Origin of the sequence: Nisaea sp. (genome assembly GCF_039990255.1) — a bacterium.
Taxonomy (GTDB): domain Bacteria; phylum Pseudomonadota; class Alphaproteobacteria; order Thalassobaculales; family Thalassobaculaceae; genus Nisaea.
Genome location: NZ_JBDXGG010000009.1, coordinates 24826 through 46248, shown reverse-complemented (window position 1 = coordinate 46248; position 21423 = coordinate 24826). Strand labels below are relative to the sequence as shown.

Annotated in this window: 16 protein-coding genes; 6 read left to right on the top strand and 10 right to left on the bottom strand. The window is 56.9% G+C overall.

Features of this window, described 5'->3' with window-relative positions:
- Window positions 1–68: 68 nt before the first annotated feature.
- A complete protein-coding gene (locus ABJ076_RS08180; protein ID WP_348208863.1) occupies window positions 69–4505 on the top strand; it encodes a hypothetical protein in 4437 nt (1478 codons plus the stop codon).
- Between the two features lie 1425 nt (window positions 4506–5930).
- Here the strand turns inward: ABJ076_RS08180 and ABJ076_RS08175 are convergent.
- Both ABJ076_RS08175 and ABJ076_RS08170 read right to left on the bottom strand, forming a co-directional pair.
- Window positions 5931–6326 (bottom strand): WGR domain-containing protein, encoded by a 396-nt coding sequence (locus tag ABJ076_RS08175; RefSeq protein WP_348193657.1) that lies wholly within the window; start codon window positions 6324–6326, stop codon window positions 5931–5933.
- 428 nt (window positions 6327–6754) lie between these two features.
- Window positions 6755–7798: a GlxA family transcriptional regulator gene (locus ABJ076_RS08170; protein ID WP_348193659.1), complete on the bottom strand. Its 1044-nt coding sequence runs from the start codon at window positions 7796–7798 to the stop codon at window positions 6755–6757.
- Between the two features lie 60 nt (window positions 7799–7858).
- Here ABJ076_RS08170 and ABJ076_RS08165 point away from each other — a divergent pair, with 60 nt between their 5' ends.
- A complete protein-coding gene (locus ABJ076_RS08165) occupies window positions 7859–8467 on the top strand; it encodes a DJ-1/PfpI family protein (RefSeq protein WP_348193661.1) in 609 nt (202 codons plus the stop codon).
- 168 nt (window positions 8468–8635) lie between these two features.
- Here the strand turns inward: ABJ076_RS08165 and ABJ076_RS08160 are convergent, their stop codons facing one another.
- Entirely contained in the window at window positions 8636–9100 is a 465-nt protein-coding gene (locus ABJ076_RS08160) for an NUDIX domain-containing protein (protein ID WP_348193663.1), read from the bottom strand.
- Window positions 9101–9210: 110 nt separating this feature from the next.
- A complete protein-coding gene (locus ABJ076_RS08155; protein ID WP_348193664.1) occupies window positions 9211–10023 on the bottom strand; it encodes a helix-turn-helix transcriptional regulator in 813 nt (270 codons plus the stop codon).
- 135 nt (window positions 10024–10158) lie between these two features.
- Here ABJ076_RS08155 and ABJ076_RS08150 point away from each other — a divergent pair, with 135 nt between their 5' ends.
- Together ABJ076_RS08150 and ABJ076_RS08145 are read left to right on the top strand one after the other, a co-directional pair.
- Complete coding sequence (locus ABJ076_RS08150; RefSeq protein ID WP_348193666.1) at window positions 10159–10575, top strand: hypothetical protein; 417 nt, start codon at window positions 10159–10161, stop codon at window positions 10573–10575.
- A gap of 118 nt (window positions 10576–10693) precedes the next feature.
- Window positions 10694–11080 carry a GFA family protein gene (locus ABJ076_RS08145; protein ID WP_348193667.1) on the top strand — a complete coding sequence of 129 codons (387 nt, stop codon included), beginning with the start codon at window positions 10694–10696 and terminating at the stop codon, window positions 11078–11080.
- Between the two features lie 104 nt (window positions 11081–11184).
- On the opposite strand, the gene ABJ076_RS08140 is transcribed toward ABJ076_RS08145, so the two are convergent.
- Window positions 11185–11622 carry a nuclear transport factor 2 family protein gene (locus ABJ076_RS08140; protein ID WP_348193669.1) on the bottom strand — a complete coding sequence of 146 codons (438 nt, stop codon included), beginning with the start codon at window positions 11620–11622 and terminating at the stop codon, window positions 11185–11187.
- A 205-nt stretch (window positions 11623–11827) separates the two neighbouring features.
- Here ABJ076_RS08140 and ABJ076_RS08135 point away from each other — a divergent pair, with 205 nt between their 5' ends.
- Both ABJ076_RS08135 and dusA read left to right on the top strand, forming a co-directional pair.
- Window positions 11828–12199, top strand: coding sequence for a helix-turn-helix domain-containing protein (locus ABJ076_RS08135; RefSeq protein ID WP_348193671.1), 372 nt, complete (start codon window positions 11828–11830; stop codon window positions 12197–12199).
- Window positions 12200–12707: 508 nt separating this feature from the next.
- Window positions 12708–13688: a tRNA dihydrouridine(20/20a) synthase DusA gene (gene dusA / locus ABJ076_RS08130; RefSeq protein ID WP_348193673.1), complete on the top strand. Its 981-nt coding sequence runs from the start codon at window positions 12708–12710 to the stop codon at window positions 13686–13688.
- Between the two features lie 7 nt (window positions 13689–13695).
- On the opposite strand, the gene ABJ076_RS08125 is transcribed toward dusA, so the two are convergent.
- The 5 genes from ABJ076_RS08125 to modC all read right to left on the bottom strand — a co-directional run bounded on the left by ABJ076_RS08125 (window position 13696) and on the right by modC (window position 21420).
- A complete protein-coding gene (locus tag ABJ076_RS08125) occupies window positions 13696–14877 on the bottom strand; it encodes an MFS transporter (protein WP_348193675.1) in 1182 nt (393 codons plus the stop codon).
- 22 nt (window positions 14878–14899) lie between these two features.
- The gene (locus tag ABJ076_RS08120) at window positions 14900–16576 is read right to left on the bottom strand and encodes an iron ABC transporter permease (protein WP_348193677.1); all 1677 of its coding nucleotides are present in this window, start codon (window positions 16574–16576) and stop codon (window positions 14900–14902) included.
- Window positions 16570–18582 carry an extracellular solute-binding protein gene (locus ABJ076_RS08115; protein WP_348193679.1) on the bottom strand — a complete coding sequence of 671 codons (2013 nt, stop codon included), beginning with the start codon at window positions 18580–18582 and terminating at the stop codon, window positions 16570–16572. Before ABJ076_RS08115 ends, ABJ076_RS08120 begins: the two co-directional genes overlap by 7 nt.
- A gap of 64 nt (window positions 18583–18646) precedes the next feature.
- On the bottom strand, window positions 18647–20071 hold the full coding sequence (locus tag ABJ076_RS08110) for a DUF4856 domain-containing protein (protein ID WP_348193680.1): 1425 nt from the start codon (window positions 20069–20071) through the stop codon (window positions 18647–18649).
- A gap of 239 nt (window positions 20072–20310) precedes the next feature.
- Window positions 20311–21420: a molybdenum ABC transporter ATP-binding protein gene (modC, locus tag ABJ076_RS08105; RefSeq protein WP_348193682.1), complete on the bottom strand. Its 1110-nt coding sequence runs from the start codon at window positions 21418–21420 to the stop codon at window positions 20311–20313.
- Window positions 21421–21423 lie beyond the last annotated feature (3 nt).

The window sequence follows — 21423 nt, the reverse complement described above, 5'->3', positions numbered from 1 at the left end:
TTGCCGTGCGCCGGATGTTGCAGGCGGGTATCACCCCGCGGGCGCATATGAACGCTGTTTATTTCGGTGTGGACCCGGACGAATACGAAACAGAGTTCGCTGCCTTGGCTCCTGAGGAACAGGCTAGCACAATCGATGCCTGGAACCGAGTAATGACACCGTACGAGACGGCCGTCGCCATCGTTCTCCAGCACCCCGAGCTTTCTTCAGTCGAGCCGGGCGTGATGGAGATCGTTAAACAGACCAGCCTTAATCCGAGGCAAAACCAGGATATGCAGGATTTCGTAGGATACCTGGAGGATCTGCCGAATTCGATAACCGGAACGCCGTCCTGGTATAATAAGAGTTGGTCGAAATGGGCTTCCAACCCAGGTGAGACCGATCCTTCAAAGATCAACTGGGTAAACGCGGAGGCCAATACTGAGCTCAAGTCACGTACGGGCGAAAAGCTGTCCTGGCCGCAGCTGCCCGACCGATCAGGGGCGGGTATACCTCTCTACAATCTGACCGACGAGTTCGACCCGCCGCAGACCAAAAAGCCGTGCGAGGGCATTGTAGAGGCCTCGGGGCCGACGGTGCGCGGAGCTTTGGTGAATGCCAAGAACAATCCTGCATTGGCTGGCCAGCTTTGGAATGTGCAGCAGGGCGTTACTAATATCTCTACAGGATCGACCGCTTCAGCTTCAAAGCCGACCGTATCCGACGACGCCATTGAAGCAAGGGCAGAGTCTCAATTCATCGTCGAGGCTGTTGCACCCGATAGTGGTCCGAGTGGCTTCTCGGCCAAGAATAAAACAACGATGTACGGTCTCAAAACTTATCCTCTGAAGTGGGACAACTCGACCAAGACGCTCACTGTTCCGGTGAAGAACTGTCCAAATCGCTATCTGGGTGTTTACGTTGAATTTTTCAAAGAAGACGGTACCGCGCTTACCCAATCGGAACTGTCGACCAAGGTTGGCGATGACACAGAAGCAACGCCTTGGGATAACAGGGTGCCGTCCGGCAATGATGCGGAGCCATTCTTCAATTCTATGATCCAGAGCTCCAAAACCAAGAATTATTTGACATGGTTGTCTCCCGGCGCCGCTGTGGCGGGGGCGTCGGTTCCGGCTTTGACCCAGATAACCAATGTGGAATTCCTCTGGCCCGACAAGGCTTCCAAGGCGCAGTTGCTCTTTGGCGGTTTAGGTTTCCTACATGGGTTGAAAGACTGGAATGCCTCCGTCAATCTTGCCGGAACCATGGGAACGTGCGTCCTCGGCGTCGGCCTGTCATCTCTCAAGACGGCATTTGGAGTGAATGTCGTAAGTCCGTTCGTTAAAGAATTGCAGGGCAAGTGGGGCTTCGGCTTTTATGCAGTCGCGGGATATATTGGCATAGGAGCGTTGATCACGGGCATTGCCGAATCGAAGAATGCTGTTGGAAAAAAGATCCTTTCGTCTATGGCCAGCATTGCCTGCTCTGCGGTGTTTGGGGCTCTGGATGCGAAGGTAAGAAAAACGGCGTATACAAGACGTTACGGTGCGGCCGCTGCCGAGATGGCGGGAGAAATGACCGCCGAAGAGGTCCTCGAGGAAGTTCCGGTTATTGGTTGGGCATTGCGTATTGCTTCTACCACTATCGACGTTGTCTCATTGGTCGAAACAACGACGGAACTCTTCGATTCCCCGGCGACCTTCGACATCGAGATCCAGCGGAGCATGAACCTGACGGTTCAGGTCAGCCCGGATCCGGCACATGGCAAGCAGGGTTTCGATCCGGTCTGGCCGGTCGTTGGGGATCATTGGATGTGTCAGGTCAAGTATCCCGGCGTCTATGGCAGCCAGGGCGGGACGACCTATACCATGGTCGGCCCGCTTGATGGCGGAAAGGCGGGTGACCAGATTGTCGAGTTCAAGGACATTCCGTCAGGCGGAATCATCGATGTAGTCTTCCGTGTCTACTCGGACTCCAACTGGCTTGCCGGACAGTGGGAAAGCGGCTGGGTTAAAGCGATCCCGGATGCGAACGATGCGATGTCCGTCAGTGGCGCGATAAAGGAGAACCTGGTCCCGTTGACATCGACGACGACCTACAGCCAGAAAAGAGCGTTGAAGTACGAAAAAGGCGACACGCATTTCTGGATTGACATCAGTTTCTCTGTCGCCGCAAGCCTCACCCCTGACTTCGATAAGGGTGGTGTGCCCGACCAGGCTATCCAAAAGGCTTTCGAAGAAAACGGCAATACGCTTACATCGGACGCCTGGATCTATCCGCAGACAAAGGGCACAAATTGGACCTTGGTGGATTACGTGACGGGTGCCAATTTCACGGTCGAACAGCACATGATATTCTCCGGAAAAGTGTTTGCAATGAAGGCGGCCCCTTACTCAAATACTCTGGACCACGGTGGCACGCCTAACGACGCACTGCAGACAGTATTCAAGGATAATAACTACATTCTGCCAACCGGCGGAAATATTACGGTTGTCACCAAAGGGGTGAAGTGGACAATTGCTCCTCCGGGCCAGCCACCGGTCTATGTGTTGACCGCAAATGGTTCCAACATCGATGTGACGCAAACACTCTATGAGTTGCGGGTTGCCAACACTAATGAACACGGTGAACAACGTGTACCGCCGCTGCCGGAGAGCTATCCGGTTTCGGCGCCGTCAGGCAATAATACAGGCCAACTGCTGAACATCATCCACAATAACCGCGAGTTCCAACTCGGGTATTCCTATCTTGCGTCCGGTCAGAACATGCCCTTTTCCGGGACATCGGATGTCAGTGAGGACGCAATGTATGCGACGCAGTCCATATCGACGCTGAGCTCACCACAAGAGCAGATCTACACTCCGACGGTCGGCTATACGGCGCCGAGCTTCGTCGCCTTTGACCAGTTTGGCCTCACCCCGCTCTTCAACTTGCCCGACACTTATCAGTCGGACCTCTCTGGCGGGCCTGTGCCGAAGGAACTGGCCGACGAGTTCGCGGCTTTCGGCCTAACACTGCCGGCCGATGCCGTGATCTCAACAACTAAAGATGGTAAAGACTGGACCATCGGTGAGCCGGGTCTCCCGCCGCTGTACGAAATTCGTGTGACGCAGACACAGCAAGATTCGAAGATGATCAACCAGCTGTCGATCTATGATTATCCCGTACCTGGACAGAGCAACTTCATCTTCGAACCTCAGTCGGCGCCGAAAGGCAAGTTGGGCAAGTCTTCGCAGTACCATCTGAAGGGAGTCGATCTTAGAAAGCCGCCGGGCGAGTATACGTTTGATAGCGCGTCGACCAATATCTGGGGAATTTTCTCGCACGGCTCTGGCTCGGGGGAGTCAAATTCCTTCCAGGAAGCGGCGGTGCATCCCAATGGTTTCGCGATCGCACTCGACAACAAAAACGCCAAGTTGTTCGTTCTGAAGTTGCCTGCGAATGCAATGGAACCGGAGAAGGCCCCCCTCGCGTTGCCATTGTCCGGACTCGGTGGCAGACAGGGGCTGCTTGATGGACCGCAAGCGATGAATGTCACTGTGGATGGCAGGATTCTCGTTCTTGAGACTGGCAATATCTTCATCAACCATCCGAGAATCCAGGCATTTGACACCATGGGCAACCCGGTGCCGAGCTTCTCTAGCGGTGAGCCATTGATCATCGAAAACGCGGCCGGTTACGCCACGGATTTTGACGACCGGATTGTCAGCCAGGATTTGATGAACCAGTTCCAGGAGAATTTCGACGAGTCGTTGGCACCGAAGGTAACAGTAAATCCTTCGTCTGGCGCACAAACGGTCATGTCGGATCTGGACAACGGAAAGGTGGATCAAACTCTGATCGACAAGATGTCCGAAGCTGGCCTGGCCAAGACCGGTGCGCCTGTCGAACAGGACAACACGAAGTCGGGGGACTTCACCGTTTCGGTCACCAAGGCCGGTGCTCTCTGGTACGTAATGAACACCAAGTCAAAGGCGGTCTACGACGTTCGGGCAGCAACCGACCAATATGGGGATCTGACCGGTGCCATGGATCTCTATCAGGCCTTCGAATTGACCATCACCCTGCAGTCTCCCGGCACCAAGTGGCGGATTGAAGACCACGTCAATGCCGAAACATACGATGCTTTATATGACAAAGCGGCTCAGAAAATGCGCCTTCAGAAACTGTCCTCGACGATGAAACTGCGTGATCAGAGCCCCACGGGGACACTAAGATACCTGGATCTGGCGACCGAGACGAAAGGGTACATCTACGTCCTCTCGGTGATCGACAATAACTACAATGCGAGCAAGGATCCGAATGATCTGACCTTCCAGCTGGACGTCTATAGTCCAGACGGCAAGGTTCTCCTCGACAAACCACAGACGGGCATAAATGCCGGCAAGATCACGGTCGACCAATATCGAACCCTTTACACACTTAACTTCGATTCCTTCAGCGGGCCGGACGGCCGGACGGAGCCGGGGGTCAGCCAATGGGCGCCTTCGACGCCGCAAGAAGCGACACCGGGCATCGGCGGGTAACACCGCCGGGGCTCGGCCCCATCACGTGAAGGAAGCGACAATGCCGGTATCACAGCAGTCTCTGGGACTGAATAATGACTGGGACTGAATTTGGTGCAGGCATTTAGCCGGTGCGTCTTTCCGCAAAGCCATGCGCAAAACGTGCTGCTGAGGTACCTGAATCCGCTGCAGAGTAAGGATTTCCAGAATCTCGTTTTCTTTATCGAGCGGAATTAGGCTGAAGTGGCGACAGCACAGGACGTGCTGTCGCCCGTAGTCTTGATCGTCAGAAAGGCGGCAGCCTCCCGATCTCCGCACGCGCACCATTGCGGTCGCTACTTCATCGGCCAGCACTCGAAGCATCGAGGGTGCCGGGTGGACCGGTCAGCAGGTCAAAGTGCCAGCCCCAGTCCGTCCAGGTCCGGCATCGTCAAACTGTAGTCTGACAGACCTGCCTTCGCTGGGAGCGATCGAGATTGGACAGGTTGATTTGGGCGAGGGCGCCGAAGCCGTCTAATACACTCAACTACACGACCCTGGCGGGTCCCGATGACTCTGCTCAACCGTCTCTCCGTCAATGGTTACCAAATGGCCTGACCGCATGCGTCCGTTCGGTTTCGGGCAACAGGGTGTGATGAATTGCTGACACTGAAAGACAGTGCGGCACTGTATGAAGTTTTTCGCGCACACCGGCTTGCACCCGTCAGAATTCTATATCCCGGAAGACCTCCGGCTACAGCCTGAAATCCATCTTGAGTTGGGGTGTCATTTTCCCATAAACGCCGTGTTCCCGTCGACATTGTGGATTTCTTGATTCCCTATCCTGGTCTGCTGTTCGCAACGGCAACGGATGCGAACCGCAAAGCAGCTGATGAGTAGGAATTCTGGACAAGTCACGTGGTTCAAAGGATCGATCCAGAAAGCTGTGCGCATATCGACAACGACGAGACATTTCGCGCAACGTTGATGGGATCGGTGCTCCATCTTGGACCGGGACACCGATTTAAAGGGGGGCAAAACATACTTCATCCAAGGTAAGGCAGCGACCAAGTTGGGACCCTTCTTCAAGTTCTTCCAATGGGAGGGCCTGAAGACGATGGGTGATCGGGGCATATAACCGAGCCAGACGAAGGCCGACTGTCGATATTCACGGGCCACATGCTCGCCGTACAGGTGCCGGTCGCCGCCAAAGCGGAAGATCAGCCTTGTTGTGTCGTCTTCCTTGTCAACATCTGGGATGCGCGTATCAGTGCTGTTCCTGAAAGCACGACTAAAGCACCTCCAATGTAACCTCGCTTAAAATAGCCCCGAGTTTTTCGGACGCCTTCAGGTTTTGCCATCTACTGTTTATCGAAATTGGCAGGCGGTTAAGCAAACGTCTGCTTCCCACCCAGCGAAGCCTGATGACCTATTCGGCACTGCCGGATGAGAAGCAGTCCGAATTCCCTAAGCGGCGAATAACGGTAGTTCGACCGGCGCGACATAGGGTTTTTGCTGCTTAATGCTCGAAATGATGGCCCCGCGCCGATCGGCACCGCCTGCTTTATGCCAATGACTTACCAGTGGCGCGCAGTCTCCGTCCGCCATCGTGAGCACATAAGCGTTTCCGAGACGCCTCCGTGCGGATAGGCGCCGGCGTAGAACACAAGCGGCGATGCAGTTTGCGTCATCGAGATTGCGAGCTATCGAAACAACATCCCGCAGTCTGACCCGATGTCGGCCGAACCGTGCCGTCACTGTAATGACGCCAAATAGATCATGATCGATCTCAAGCTCGTAAACCCGGTTACGATTTCGCTCGGTATCAATGAGGCGCAGACGAAGGTAAACAAGTGAAAGCATAACCAAATTTTATCATGCTCAGAACAAAACATGAATCGGCCAATTTGGTTCTTTTGCATATACCTATGTTGGCGATCATATCGGACGTGTTTTTTGCGTTCGGAAGGCAGCGGTTGCCCATTCAGTGTAATGGTGACTGTCACTCCGGAACGCTTGGCTGCCCTCATCCTGGCAATACTCGACCCAAAGCGGTTGTTCGTGATCTTGAGCAGAGAAGAGTTCTTGTTGTCGCGTCAACAGTTGCGCCGTCCCCTCGTTAAATGAGGTATCGCGTAAAAATTGTTATATTTCACAATTCTTAACTGAATGGAGGTGGCTGAATCCGCCGAGATTGTAGGGCGCCGGTGCAGACATTTCCTACGTTTAATTAAAGCCGTCTTATCTCCGCCTCCAGTCGGATGGAGAAACGATAAGAACGGCAAATTCGATCAGAGCCTGAATTGAGATTTGTAGAGAGATGGAGAGACATTGAGTGTCCTGTGGAATGCCCGCCTCATGCGTTCCTGATCGCGAAAACCGCACCTCAATGCGGTTGATTTCATGCTGTGATCAGTTGTCGCGAGTAAGTCCCTCGCTGCCTCGACACGCATTGCCTCGACCGCTTTCGCAGGCGGCACGCCCATTGTTGCAACGTATCTGCGCGAGAACGTTCGCGGGCTCATCGCACACCTGCCTGCCATGACCTCAACTGTAATTTGTTGATCCAAATTATTCGTAAGCCAGCGATGCAGTTCGGTGAATAGCCCATCGGTGTCGGAGGATTGCCTGATCAAGTCCGCACTAAATTGGGATTGTCCGCCCGAGCGGATCATCGGTGTCACAAGTGACCGCGCCATATCAATGGCAGCCTGCGCACCGAGGTCCTCTTGGACAATCGCCAAGGCCATATCGACGCCAGCTGTAATGCCTGCCGACGTCCAGATGTTACCATCCTTCACATAGATCGGGTCGGTTTCGACATTGACCGCCGGGTATCGCGCGGCAAGCAGATCGCAGTCTTCCCAGTGCGTCACGGCGCGCCGCCCATCCAGCAGCCCGGTTGCCGCAAGCAGGATAGCGCCAGAACACACCGAACACACCCGCGTTGCTTTTCTGGCTACCTGCGCTACCTGGCTAACCATTTCAGGATCAAGAGCGGCATCTATTGCACCATCCCCGCCAACGATTACGAGCGTGTCAATGGACACAACAGTATTCTGGTTAAGCCAGTTTTCCAGTGGATCACTGTCGATCCGAATGATGGTGTTTGTCGATACAGCCCCGCCGGCAAGTGAGGCAACGGAGGTCCGGTAATGCGGTTCCGATTGGGGCGTTTCCCGGGCGTGTGTGAACACCTGGAGCGGGCCGCTCAGATCAAGCAGCACGATGTTGGGATACACGACGAATAAGACGCTTTTTGCGCAACGGCCCGTGCGATGAGAATTGGCATGAAAAGTGGTCATATTGTCATTTATGCCAAAAGTGAGGTGCATAGTATATCACCCAAATTCGTCGCTCTTTTGGCCGGGTGCCAGACACTAGGAGGATAGGAGATGAAGACGCTTGCCGCGCTTGTTTTTCCGGGTTTCCAGACACTTGATTTCTTTGGCCCTATCGAAATGCTGGGGGATCCCGCCTATGAGCTGAAAATTACCACGGTCGCAAAAAGTCACACTCCGGTGCCGAGCCGGCATGGGCAGCACATCGTTCCCGACACGTGCTTCGCTGACAAAACGGACTATGGTCTCTTGCTCATTCCCGGCGGGGATGCGGCATTGGCGGAAGGAGAAGATGCCGAAATGCTTGAGTGGATTAGAGCCGTTGCGACAAATGCGGAGTGCGTTATGGCCGTCTGCACAGGTACTATACTCTTGGGCTTGACCGGTCTCCTGGATGGTCGGCGGGCGACGACCAACAAACTTGATTTCCTGCAAACGGTCCATCTCGCGCCAAGCGTAGAGTGGGTCAAGCAGGCAAGGTGGGTGGAGGACGGCAAGTATTTTACGTCCTCTGGTGTGTCTGCGGGAATGGATATGGCACTCGCAGCTCTGGCAAAATTGTATGGCAACGACAAAGCTGCTGAAACGGCCTATGGCACAGAATATATTTGGAATAACGACGCTGGCCATGATCCATTTGCCAAGCGTGCGGGCTTGATCTGAATACCCGACAGCACTCGCTATGAAGTGTGTGCCGGTGCCTCAGGCGCTTCCATAGCAGCTACGTCATCGATTCTTGGAACGCGGCATTGCCTTAGCATGAGCATCATCACGTTTACTAAAGACTCGGGAGCTTGTTGATGTCCACAAACGGCAATATGTAGCCGTGCGTCAAGCTGGCTTCAGCGTGCCTTCTTGAAGGGCTGTCTTTAACCCGGTTGGGTAGAGTTCCAGGCCGCCACAATCCAGCGTGTTCACATCGAACCAGTTTGCGCGACAGGGCGCTCCGTTATCTTCCAGAAACTCAATCGGGCCATCATGGCTGTAAGCTTCATCCGGGAAGGTAATGTTGGACACAAATGCGACCTCATGTCCGACCACGCCGTGATGGGTGTAGATATTCTCCAGGATCACCGGGGCTCCAGCGACTTGAACCGATACCCCGAGTTCTTCATCAAATTCCCGCACCAGAGCGTCTCGCCAGCTTTCTCCGAATTCCAACCTCCCGCCAAGCGGTCGCACGCCTTTGAGGCTTCCATCGTCATTCTGAATTTCACACGCGAGAAGCAGGCCGTTCCGCCACGCGAGGCCGAGCGCCTTGACTTCAATGGTTTGTGACGGTCGCCAGGTTTGCATCGTGTTGGCCTGATCATGAATTGAGGTGGGTACAAGTGTGGATTGAATGTGGAATCATCATGCGGCATTTCGCATGTCAACAGGTTCGGCGTCCGTCAGGGCTCTGCGGTTCAGGTGGTTTTGGCGATTGCTCTCAAAATTTCCGCCGAAGCCTCGTCGGCGGGAAAAAACGCCTCGATGGCAAGCTCGGAGAGGGTGACGTCGATCGGGGTGCCGAAGACTGTCACCGTTCCGAACAGGGAGAGCAGTCCGGCCGGTGTATCAAGCTGGAGCGGGATGGCGACGCCGCCATAATCGGTCTGATGCACGGGCGGAGCGGAAGCGGGGAAACGTGTGGCGGGGACCGGGTAGCTTTCCAGCTCGCCCATCAACTCAATCAGGGTTGCATCAGCACTCGCCTCGATCTGTTGGCGCAGTCGCTCCAGCACATGATGGCGCCATTCTGTCAGGTTCCGGATCTGCGGAGCCAATCCGTCCGGATGCAGGGCGAGCCGCAATACATTTACCGGTGGCTCCAGCAGGGCCGGTCCGACACCAGCCAATAGTGGTCCGATCATCCGGTTGGCACTGACGAGTGTCCAGTGCCGGTCGACGGCTAAGGCGGGGAAGGGTTCGTGCCCGGCCAGGACCAGCTCAACCGCCATGCGGGCGGCGGCAAGGGACGGGTCCTCCAGTGGCCGGGCTGGAAAGCGCGGCGCGTACCCGGCGGCAAGCAACAGCATATTCTGTTCGCGAGGTGGAATGGTCAGCCGGGTGCAAAGATGCAGGATCATCTCACGGCTTGGCTGGGCGCGACCGGTTTCAACAAAGCTCAGATGCTTGGAGGAAATATTGGCCTCCAGTGCAAGGGTGAGCTGGCTCATTCGGCGGCGCTGGCGCCACTCACGGAGCTGGGCACCGACAGGCATGGTTTGCTGGTTCATGAGGGGAGCTTAGAAGCGGGCGGGAAGCGAAACAATTACCTCGCAGTTAATTGAGCCGCCGCACGCGGCTGGCTCATTGTGCCGTCCGCAGCACCGGCGATCCCCGCAGGTGCGGTTGGAAAAAGGAAGAGAGCCATGAAGATCCTTTCATCGCCGGAAGCCGTGCGGAGATTGATAATGCTGGATGCCGCTGTGTCTGCGGCATCCACCCTGTTACTCCTCATGGGCGCTGATATGCTCGCAGAGTCGCTGGGTTTGCCGGAACAATTCCTTCATGCCATTGGTTTGATCCTGGTACCGTTCGTGCTCCTCGTCGGATGGACCGCGACGCGCGAGGTGCCGCCACAGGCTGTCGTCTGGGCGATTGTTTCGGCCAATGCCGGTTGGGTCGTCGCGAGTGTGATCGTCCTGATCGGGCCGTGGCTCCAGCCGACGGCTCTTGGAAACGGCTTCGTCATCGGACAGGCTGTTGTTGTCGGACTGATGGCCGAGATGCAGTTTATCGCGCTCTGGCAGCGGCAGCGGCGCGGCGGTCTCGTCATCGAAACTTGAGGTTGCTTCAGTTGTTCGCGACATTGGCGCTGTGAAATTAGCGTCCATTGGTCGAAGCGCAGATGAACGCGCCGGGACTTGCGGGCCGGATGGTGTGAGCTGAAAAAGGGACAGGGTGATGATTGAAGGAAGTTGTCTTTGCGGAGCAGTGACATACGAAGTGACCGGCACGGTCGGCGACATTGTTCACTGCCATTGCTCAACATGCCGTAAGGCTCACGCCAGTGCCTTCTCGAGCGTTGCCAGGGTGGCGGATGAAGATTTCGTGCTCTCCGGCCGGGAGCACATGAAGTCCTTCGAATCATCGCCTGGAAAACAGCGCCATTTCTGTGGCACCTGCGGCTCGCAGATTTATGCGAAGAAGCAGGGTACGGGGCATGTAATCCTGCGTCTTGGAACTCTTGATACGGATCCGGGGGGGAGGGAAGTGAAGCATATCTGGTTGTCCGATAAGGCGAGCTGGTTCGCACTGCACAGCGCGCTGGAAGAACATGAGGAATTTTGAACCAGGCCTTTGTGGTCTTCTGAAATGCGGAAAACCCTGAGAACCGGCGATACGTGGCGCGCAAGAGGGCGGACCGTCATGTGGCGGCCCGCCCTTAACGGTTTCTATTTCATCGGCTCGAACATGGGATTGCCGGACACTGTATCGAGCACTTCTTCCTGCAAGACGTCCCAGTGCTCTGCAATCAGACCATTTTCGACGCGGAAAATATCAACTCCGATCAAGGGCTTGGGGCCAAAGCCGGTGATGCGGGCGTGGATCGCGACCATATCCCCTTCGGCGATGACCATGCCGATCTCGTATTTGAAGTTGGGGGGCGTGTGGGCGAACAACTCTTTGATCACCGCAGCGCCGGTCGCAATTGTTGGGTTATGCTGGATGTAATCCTCGGCAAAATACTGATCAATTGCGTCGGTATTGCCGTTTATGAACGCTTCGGTCACGGCCGTCAGAACGATCTCCTTGGCGGAATTCGCATGGGCCGCAACCGGAGCGACACTGATGGCCAGGGTCAGTACAAGGGCTTTGAGTAAGTGTTTCATTTGGACCTCTATCTTTGAAGGTTAAGCACGAGCCGGGACGGTCTATTTGAGACCGGCATCGTCAAATCACAGTGCGGCCATTCCGGGATTTGCGGAGACCGCAATGATCATCGGATATCTCCCTGTTGGTCTTGACGAGGTCCCTGATAATAGCTAACTAACAAAATGGAAGTACGCACAAATTGGTTAGTATGGAAAAATCGCGATGAATGTTGAAAATAAATATTTCGGCGATGTCATGAGCGAGAATTGCCCATCCCGCAGTCTGCTCAATCATGTGACAAGCCGTTGGGGCGTTCTGGTTCTGATTGCCCTTCAGAACCAGACCCTGCGGTTCAGCGATCTGCGCCGTATTATTGGCGGTGTCAGCGAGAAGATGTTGTCCCAGACGCTCAAAACGCTGGAGCAGGACGGATTTGTCCACCGCAAGTCGTTTAACGTTGTTCCCCCACATGTCGAGTACAGTCTGACAACACATGGTCAGGGGGTTGTGGTTCACGTCAAGGCGCTCGCAACCTGGCTGGAAGACAACTTACAGGCCATGACGGAGGCGCGCGGCGTATCACCCGCGAAGTGAGCGCTGGCGGTATGGGATGGCTCTTGCCGGTTACGCATGTTTGACCGGCCGACGGTAGTTGGAAACATCCTGGTTCTTTCGGGACTTTCCGAAAGCTGCTCGCGCCTGGAACAGGTCCTAACAGCCAGGCATTCCTGTTCAGTCCCGTATCCGGAAATAGTCCGGATGATCGCCGGAATTGAGGCAAGAGTGCCGGAGAGATGCGCCCGTACCTGGCGCCCGACATTCTGGATGCCCGCGTCGGAAATCGCCCGCTCATGCGGTCAAGCACGGCTGACATTTTCCCGGGTCGGGCAGATTGAGTGTTCTCAGTCGGTCGATATGCTTGGAGCGGCATAGATCAGATGCACAAGGATGCATCTCTCTCAGGGCTATCCGGAGGTGTATGAGGAGTGACAGGCGCGACTGTCTGGGTGCCTCCACAGATCAGGTCTTCCGTTTTCCCGATGGAAACCTTGCTTTGCAGACGATATGAAGGGGCAGATTGCAGCCAAAGGCTATAAGAGACGTGACAGAGCTTCACCGCATATCCGTCGCACCGATGATGGACTGGACCGACCGGCATGATCGCTATTTCCTGCGGCTGATCAGCCGGCATGCGGTCCTCTATACCGAGATGGTGACGACAGGTGCTCTGTTGCACGGCGATGCCAAGCGTTTCCTGCGGTATGACGCGTCGGAGCATCCCCTCGTGCTGCAGCTTGGCGGCAGCGAGCCGGATGCCATGGCCGAGTGTGCCCGCATGGCCGAGGATTGGGGCTATGCAGAAGTGAATATCAATGTCGGCTGCCCGAGCGACCGGGTGCAGTCCGGCAGTTTCGGTGCCTGCCTGATGCGGGAGCCCGATCTGGTTGCGCGCTGTGTCGATGCGATGAGCGATGCGGTTTCCATTCCCGTCACGGTGAAGTCTCGCATCGGTGTCGACGATCAGGAGCCGGAGGCGGTTCTGCCCGATTTCATCCGTCAGGTTGCGGACGCCGGGTGCCGTCATGTCATCGTGCATGCCCGCAAGGCCTGGCTGCAGGGCCTCAGCCCGAAGGAAAACCGGGATGTGCCGCCGCTGGACTACCCGTTGGTCCATGCCATGAAGCAGCAATTCGACGCCCTTCAGGTCTCGATCAATGGCGGTATCGCTACGCTCGACGAAGCGGAAGCGCAACTGGCGCATGTCGATGGCGTGATGATCGGCCGCTCAGCTTATCAGACGCCGTGGGTTCTGGCCGATGTTGACCGCCGTTTTTACGGTGCCGTCGAGAGCACCCTTACGCCTTGGGAGGTGGCCGATGCCATGGTGGAGTACGCTGCCCGCCGTATGGCCGAAGGCGTGCCGCTGAAAAGCATCACCCGGCACATGCTCGGGCTTTTCCAGGGCTGCGCTGGTGCCCGCGCCTGGCGCCGTCATCTCTCGGAAAATGCCTTCCGCGACGATGCCCGGCCGGAATTGATCCGTGAGGCGGCAGAGTTGGTATCGAGGCGACAAGCGGCCTGAACGGGGCTCAGGCTTTGGCTGTCTTTCTGCTTTGGATTCGCCAGAGAATGAACAGCCCTGGCAGGGCCAGTGCCGAGCAAACGCCCATCGCATTATAGGCGGCGGTCCCGATATCTTCGTACAGCATGCCGGCAAGCGGCATTGTCACGCCCATCAGGACGCCGCCGGTCAGTGCGTAATAGAGGCTCTGTCCGGTGGCGCCGAGATGATCGGGAATTGAGCGCGTCAGATAGGCCATCGCTCCCAGATGGGCCGCGCCGAAGGTGAGGGCGTGCAGGCATTGGAGCGGCACCAGCAGCAGCGGATCGTTGGTCAGCGGGGTGAGTGGCCAGCGGATCAGGCCGCCGATCGCTGCGAAGGCAAGAAAGCCGAGCGGACCTATCTTGCGGGAGAAACGTCCGGCGAAGGCGAACAAAAGAACCTCGGCGACAACACCGATACCCCAGAGAAATCCGATCATACTTTCGTCCAACCCGGCATTGCGCCAGGAAATGGAGCCGAAAGCGTAATAGACGGCATGGCTGACCTGAAGCAGGCCGGCGGTAGCGACGAATAGCAGGAAGTCCGGCCGGGCCAGCAGGGAGAGCGGATTGCTCCGGCGCGTTGTTGCCGGACGCGCGCGTTCCGGCATGGTCCAGCAGGCGACCAGGATCAGGCTCACCGTGCCAGCGGCAATCCACATGATCCAGTTCGGATCACGCCCGGAGAGGAAGGCTCCCGTCGCCGTTGTGCCGACGATAAAGCTTATCGACCCCCAGAGCCGTACCCGGCCGTAATCGAGCCCGGCATCACGGACTACGCGCAGGGAAATGTTCTCCATCACCGGTAGGATCGGATTGAAGAGCGCGGCGAACAGTCCGCAGAGCAGGGCTATGGGCCAGAACCCCGTAGCGCCGGTTAGAGCAAGGCATGTGATGAGTGCCAGCACGGCCAGTACGATGGACAGCCGGCGCCCTTGGCCGCGCCGGTCGGCGATATGCGCCACCAGCGGGTGAGAGATCATCTTCACCCAGAATATCGCGGCCATGATCGACGCGATCTCGACTGGCCCGAGCCCCCGGCTGTCGAGCCAGACCGGCTGGAACGGTAGCAGCACGCCGAACAGCAGGAAGAATGCGCCATAGAAGCCGGACAGCCGGAAGAACAGGTTCCGGCGCTCCACTGCGGAAGGTGCAGCCTCAGAGCTCATTTTAGGACTCGCGATACCGGCCTCAGGCGGAGCGGCGACGTCCGGGCCGGGAAGCGGAGATCGCTCGGCTCAGAACTATCACCGGCAGGATACCTGCCGCAATGATCAGAAGCGCCGGCAGGGCCGCCTCTTCCAGTAGTTCGTCCTTGGCGTACTGATAGACGAAGGTTGCAAGCGTTTCGTAATTGAACGGTCTCAACAGCAGTGTCATCGGTAGCTCTTTCATGACGTCCACGAAGACGAGGACGCCACCGGCCGCGACCGCAGTCCGGATCAGCGGAGAAACAATTTCAACCAGACCGCCGGTCAAAGTCCGCCCAAGGGTTCGGCTAGCCTCAATCAGGTTCGAGGGTACGCGCTGCAGGCCCGAAGCAACCGCGCCGTATCCGACGGCCTGAAATCGGACCACGCAGGCCATCACGACGAGGCCGATGCCGCTTGTCAGCCAACCGCCATGTGTATCTCCGAACAGGTATCCGGCAATTGAAGCCATCCCCCGGTCCAGAAGCCCGGCCGCGGTCACGACACCGACGGCAAGAATGGTCCCGGGAAATGCATAACCGATTGATGCGAGAGCCGTCAGCTTGCGGAGGAGCCTGCCTCCGCCATAGACGGAAACCAAACCCATGAATGTCGCCGAAGCGATTACCAGCGCTGCGACCATCGCTGACAGGCTGAGCGAGTTCACCGCAGCTTCGGCGGCTGCACCCGTCAGGTCGATTGAATACCCTTTCAGGACGAAGTTCAGCAGAACGCCGACCGGGATCAGAAACCCAATGATAATCGGTGCTGCACAGACACAAATGCAAACCACAGCCTTCCACTTGTGTGCCGGAAGAGCCTCCATGGTATTGGCGCGGCGCGATGTGTCGGCGAAGCGCCGTCGTGTGCGGGCCATGGTTTCGAGCGTTAGCAAAGCGAGGATCAGAATGAAGGCCACACAAGCGATCTGCGACGCTGCCGCGAGATTGTTCATTCCGAGCCAGACATTGAAGATGCCGAGGGTGAGGGTGTGGATCGCGAAGAACTCGACGGTACCGAAGTCTGAAATCGTTTCCATCAGCACCAGCGCCAGCCCAGCTACGATTGCCGGGCGCGCCAGGGGCAAGGCGATGCCCCAGAACAGATTGCGGTTCGCCAGGCGTCCTGCATCAAGCAGCGACGCCGGCGTCGTCAAAAAGGCGGCGCGCGCCATCATGTAAATATAGGGATAGAGAACGGCACCCATCACCAGAGAGGCACCATGCATGGAGCGGATTTCCGGAAACCAGTAATCCCGGGCGCTGGTCCAGCCGAAAAGATCTCGTAATGCCACCTGCACGGGCCCGGCATATTCCAGGAAGTCAGTATAGGTGTAGGCTATCAGATAACCCGGCACGGCCGCTGGGAGCAGCAGCATCCATTCGAACCAGCGGGAGCCGGGAAAATCGTATCGGGTCACGATCCAGGCCGAACTGATCCCAAGACAGAGGCTGACCACAGAGACGCCAGCCATCAGAACCAGAGTGTTGCCGATATAATAGGGCAATACAGTCGAGGCCAGATGCGACCACAGACCTTCGCTATCCCCGGCGGCGGCGACGAAAACAGAGAGAATAGGGATGAGCAGGACAATCGCGAGAAGTCCGCTCGCCAGATAAAGCGGGTTAATGAAGGCCCGGACGCCCATACGTCTGGACGTAACTGGTTCTGCTACCATCTAACCCGGTCGATAATCATCTGTGCCTCTGGCGCCAGTTTGGCGATGCGTTCTATCGACACCTGATCTTCCTTGAATGTTCCCCACGACCGGAGTTCATCCGGAATGCCGACGGCAGGGTTCACCGGATACTCGAAGTTTATTGCGCCGTAAAGCCGCTGGGCTTCGGGAGAGGTCAGGAACTCGAGAAAACGGATGGCTTCCGCTTTGTTCTGTGAGTACTTCGCCACGCCCCCGCCGGAGATGTTGATGTGCGTTCCCCGGTCCTGCTGATTGGGGAAAATCAAGGTGACGGCATCAGCCCAATCGCGTTGCGACGGTTTGTCGGAGAATTTCAGTTTGCCGAAATAGTAATTGTTGATGATCGCGATATCGCAAACGCCCTGGTAGATCGCCCGTACCTGGGCGCGGTCGTTGCCCTGCGGCCGCTGTGCCAGATTCCGGACGATGCCGCTTGCCCATTTTTCCGCCCCATCGGCGCCATCTGCACTGATCATGGAGGCGACGAGAGCGCGATTGTAGACGTGACTTCCGGGGCGCGAGCATATCCGCCCTTCCCATTCCGGATCGCTGAGGTCCTCGTAGCGGGAAATTTTCTTCACATCTTCGACGTCTTTCGAGACGGCGATCACCCGGGCACGTTTGGAGAAGGCGAACCAATGATTCTTCGGATCCCGCAGATGCGCCGGAATGTTCTTCTGGAGCAGGGGAGAATCAACGGCGGCCAGCAGGCTCTTGTCCGCATAGACATGGAGCCGGCCGATATCCACCGTGAGAATGACGTCAGCCGGACTGCTTTCGCCTTCCGCCTGGAGACGCTGGGCGAGCCCGCGTGAGGCATAGACAACATTCACCTTGGTGCCGGTCTGCTCGGTGTAGGCATCGATGAAAGGCTGGATCAAGAAGGGCTGCCGGTGTGAGTAAATATTCAGTTCCTGCTGCGAGTAGGCGTATCCGGCCGTAGTCAGGGCCAGGATCAGAAACATCAGGCCGCCGGCGACGGTCCGCCGAAGAGCTGTCGATAGTATGGACGACATCAGGAACAGTCCTTTCCGCGCCGAGCGCCGTGCACAAAGCACGGCCTCAAAGACAGGTGTTATATAGAGCGATTTCAGTGCATGCGGCGAGGGTGCTTCTTCTGCGGTAACACCGAAAGATACCGGCTTCCGGCGCCCAGCGAGGCAAAGGCTTCCGCCGAGCCAGTCCCAGATCGCCAGCACCGAGCCAAAATTCTTGTCGTAATGCTCAGGTGCAATGGAATGATGGATCTGATGCTGAGCCGGAGAAATCAAAAGGCGCTCGATCCAGCGGCCGTAGGAAATCCAGACATGGGAATGCCGGAGATTGGAGCCTGCGGCGTTGAAAATGAAGAGGACCGCGTTCGCGCCCAGGATGGTGACCAACTCTGCCCGGCCGCCGAAAAAGTAGATAAACGTCGCAACCACGACACCTTGGACGAGGATACCGCGCAAGGCGAAGATCATCCCCTCAACCGGGTGGGTCCGGTAAACGGTCAAGGGCGTCAATGTCTCGGCGGAATGGTGGACTTTGTGAAAACACCAGAGCACAGGCCAGCGATGCAAAGCCCGGTGCGTGAGGTATTTCGCGAAATCGTCCAGCATGAACAGAGTGAGGGTGAACAGCGCACCGATTGCCCAAACCGGAGCGTCCGGCCATATCAGGGTTCGTCCATCCATCCATATGTGCAGCCCCTCGAAGATCACGGTCGCGACGGCAAGTTTCGAGAGAAGGCGGGGCATCACGCCCATCAGAACAGCCTGATTGATGAGCAAGATCTTATAGTCGGCCTTTGCTGAGGGCGACCACCAGATCCGCCGTCCGAATGCGTCCGCCAGTGCCTGACGCCAGTGACCCGGCACGGTCACAATATAGAAAAGCGCGGCAAGCAAGACCGCACCTGCCAGATAGCCCAGGAACACCCGCTTTTCAGGATTCCAGAAAGGAGCAATGACCTGCTCCATGTAGCTGTATAGGACGTCGTCCATGGCTGATGGCACTCAAATGTAGCCGGCGGGCGCTGCTGTCATAGCACCCGCCGGGTGGTTCAGGTCAGTCGTTTTCGGCGCTGCTGGTGCCGCCCAGGCTTTTCGCCAGGTCGGACATGTTCCCGGTGACGTCGTTGTTCCGGGCCTGCACCTTGAATGTGTCGATCATGAGCTGCTGAACTTTTGCCATATGCAGCATGTACTCGCCCCACGATGAGCCCTGATCGCGGACATAATTGCCCGCATTGTCGATATCGACAACCTGGCTGGCATTGATCATCAACGGGCCGTAACCGATCATCCGGTTCAGGCGTGTCGCGGTCTCGCCGAGATTTTCCTTGCCGGTCTGCAGCGCGAGGCTGAAGCCCTTGAGCTCACCCCAGTGCTTGATGTAGTTGCGCTCGACCTTCGCGGTGTCGCCGTTGGCTTCGATGATCGTCTGCAGCTTGACCATGTCCTTGTAGACAGAGCCGGCATATTTGAAGACCGCTTCGGCGAGAACTTTTTCCCAATTCTCTCCGATGACCTTTGCATAGGCCCGGAGCTGTTCGCGCTGGGCAGCGGTCAGTTTCTCACCTTTGACATCCGTAAGCAGGTGGCGCCCGTCGAGGAACGCGCCTGTTATCGTATGCAGGTAACTGGTGGCGTTGCCCTTGTCATAGACTGAGGCATCAAATCCGGCAGCGTAGTAGGCCGGTCCGAATGTCATCTCGGTCTTCAGGTCGACTTTGCCGTCTTTGTTGAAGTCTGCGGCTGCGAGCGCATCGCTCTTCTTTTTGGCGATGTCATAGACCTGACGCGAAGTCAGCTGCATCGTATGGGCTGGCGTGCCGAAGTAACCGAACGCCTCGTCCCAGGCATGTTCCTTGCCCGTGTAAGGCGCACCGTCCCTGTAAGGCTTGTCGTTCGGCTTCTTGTCCGGGCCCAGATATTCGTCGAGATAGCCGTCCACGGCCTGATTGTAGGACACCGCACCCATGATGAATTTGGAGATGAGCTGGCTGTAGTTGTAGCCGTTTGCGAGATCGACCCCGCCTTTGGTTTGCGCCGCTTTGCCGATCCAGAACTCGACCAGCTCAGGGCCGGTCATGTTGTTGGGCATGCCGGTAACGGTCGCTTTCGTGGTTTTCCCGCCGAGGTTCTTTTTCTTGGAAATCTCGTCGATCATGCTCTGCTTGATGACGAAAGGACCTTTGGACTTCGGCGCCAGGATATCCCGTCCAGCATCGCTTTTCGCGAAGTAAGCCATCATTCTGGTCTTGAGGTCTTCCGGGCTGCTTCCGTCGCCGGAACCCGCGAGCTTCTTCAATGAATCATGCAGAGCGTGACGGGCAATCTGGCCGGAATACGAGACCGACGAGGTCTTGCTGCCGGTATAACCTTTCACGGTGACCGGGAAGTCCGCATAGACGCGGTCGTCGGCCGCCGCCGGTGATGAGAACACCAAAGCTGTGAGCATTGTGGTGGCAAGTATAGACGATCTGCGCATGAAGTTTCCTCCGCGTACTTTTTTAAGAATCAGCCGTTAGATGAAATGTGATAATGAGAGTTTTTATCAATAGCAATGATTGTAATTATGAGAGTCATTATTGAAATCCGCAGAGCTTTTATGCCTAATTCGGCCTAGTTTATTGTTCTAAATCATTTTTCGAGTGCAAGCGTTCAGATCAGCACCCATTTTACCGAGCGCGGAGTCGAATAACGATCTCGTTATCCCTTAAAACTGTTCTAAGTCCGCTGGCGCTTCCCGCCGCCAGGGATCAGGCGGCGGTCGATGGCGCTGCTCTTGATCAGGGCATGGACACTCATTCCAGCTTCCAGCTTCAGCAACGCGACGCTTTCACGGGTGACCCTTGCCCGGAGGCCCATCCCGTCAAGGTCGAGAAGGATCTCGGCGAATGCGCCGTCTTCCAGAACGATATCTGCAATTCTCACCCGCAAGGCGTTGCGGATGCTCAGACCGCTGGGCTCTTCGATGGCGATCGATACGTCGCGGGCACGGACACGTATACGGACTATTGTGCCGGGCTCGGCGTCGATATTCGGCATGCGCAGGACCTGCTTGCCGATTGCCAGGTCGGTCATCGAATAGTCCGGGTCTTGTGCAAGGACCGGCCCTTCCAGAATAACGCCAGCTTCGAAGCGGCCCAGCATCGGACCGAGATCCATGCGCTGCATCACCGCCGGAACCGATCCGTCCGCCGCAACGCCGCCGTTCCTGATCAGGAGCATGTGGTCAGCGAGACGGCTGAGCTCGTCGAGGGAATGGGTGACGTAGAGGACGGGAATTTCCATTTCCTCCCGCACGCGCTCGATATAGGGAAGAATCTCCATTTTGCGCCGGATATCGAGGGATGACAGTGGCTCGTCCATCAGTAGCAGGCGGGGCCGCGAAACCAGCGCCCGACCGATGGCTACGCGTTGTGCCTCTCCTCCAGAAAGCTCCTCCACTCTGCGGTGCAGTAGGGGAGCGAGATCCAGCATGTCGACGACCTGGTCGCGGGTCGGTTCAGCGCGAGCGGGATTTGCCCTTCTGGCCGCATAGTCGAGATTGCCACCGGCAGAGAGATGAGGGAAAAGCCGGCTGTCCTGAAAGACAAAGCCAACGCCGCGTTTGTGGGGCGGGACGAACACACCGTTTATATCGTCCTGCCAGATCTCGCCGTCATGTTCGACATAGGTTTGCGTGCCGCGCTCGAGGCCAGCGGCAAGCCGGAGCAAGGTGGTTTTGCCGTGCCCGGACGGGCCGAACAGGCCCACGATCCCGGAGAGGGGGGACGAGACATCGATGTCCGCATTGAACTCCGGAAACCGGACTGTACTGCGCATGATCAGCATGAC

Bases quoted from the DNA above. Each gene is read 5' to 3' on its own strand.
- ABJ076_RS08110 (WP_348193680.1), bottom strand. From the start codon at position 20,071: ATGCGCAGATCGTCTATACTTGCCACCACAATGCTCACAGCTTTGGTG.
- modC (WP_348193682.1), bottom strand. From the start codon at position 21,420: ATGCTGATCATGCGCAGTACAGTCCGGTTTCCGGAGTTCAATGCGGAC.
- ABJ076_RS08140 (WP_348193669.1), bottom strand. From the start codon at position 11,622: ATGAAACACTTACTCAAAGCCCTTGTACTGACCCTGGCCATCAGTGTC.
- ABJ076_RS08175 (WP_348193657.1), bottom strand. From the start codon at position 6,326: ATGCTTTCACTTGTTTACCTTCGTCTGCGCCTCATTGATACCGAGCGA.
- ABJ076_RS08155 (WP_348193664.1), bottom strand. From the start codon at position 10,023: ATGAACCAGCAAACCATGCCTGTCGGTGCCCAGCTCCGTGAGTGGCGC.
- ABJ076_RS08135 (WP_348193671.1), top strand. From the start codon at position 11,828: ATGAATGTTGAAAATAAATATTTCGGCGATGTCATGAGCGAGAATTGC.
- ABJ076_RS08160 (WP_348193663.1), bottom strand. From the start codon at position 9,100: ATGCAAACCTGGCGACCGTCACAAACCATTGAAGTCAAGGCGCTCGGC.
- ABJ076_RS08165 (WP_348193661.1), top strand. From the start codon at position 7,859: ATGAAGACGCTTGCCGCGCTTGTTTTTCCGGGTTTCCAGACACTTGAT.
- ABJ076_RS08170 (WP_348193659.1), bottom strand. From the start codon at position 7,798: ATGCACCTCACTTTTGGCATAAATGACAATATGACCACTTTTCATGCC.
- ABJ076_RS08115 (WP_348193679.1), bottom strand. From the start codon at position 18,582: ATGGACGACGTCCTATACAGCTACATGGAGCAGGTCATTGCTCCTTTC.
- ABJ076_RS08145 (WP_348193667.1), top strand. From the start codon at position 10,694: ATGATTGAAGGAAGTTGTCTTTGCGGAGCAGTGACATACGAAGTGACC.
- ABJ076_RS08125 (WP_348193675.1), bottom strand. From the start codon at position 14,877: ATGAGCTCTGAGGCTGCACCTTCCGCAGTGGAGCGCCGGAACCTGTTC.
- ABJ076_RS08150 (WP_348193666.1), top strand. From the start codon at position 10,159: ATGAAGATCCTTTCATCGCCGGAAGCCGTGCGGAGATTGATAATGCTG.
- ABJ076_RS08120 (WP_348193677.1), bottom strand. From the start codon at position 16,576: ATGGTAGCAGAACCAGTTACGTCCAGACGTATGGGCGTCCGGGCCTTC.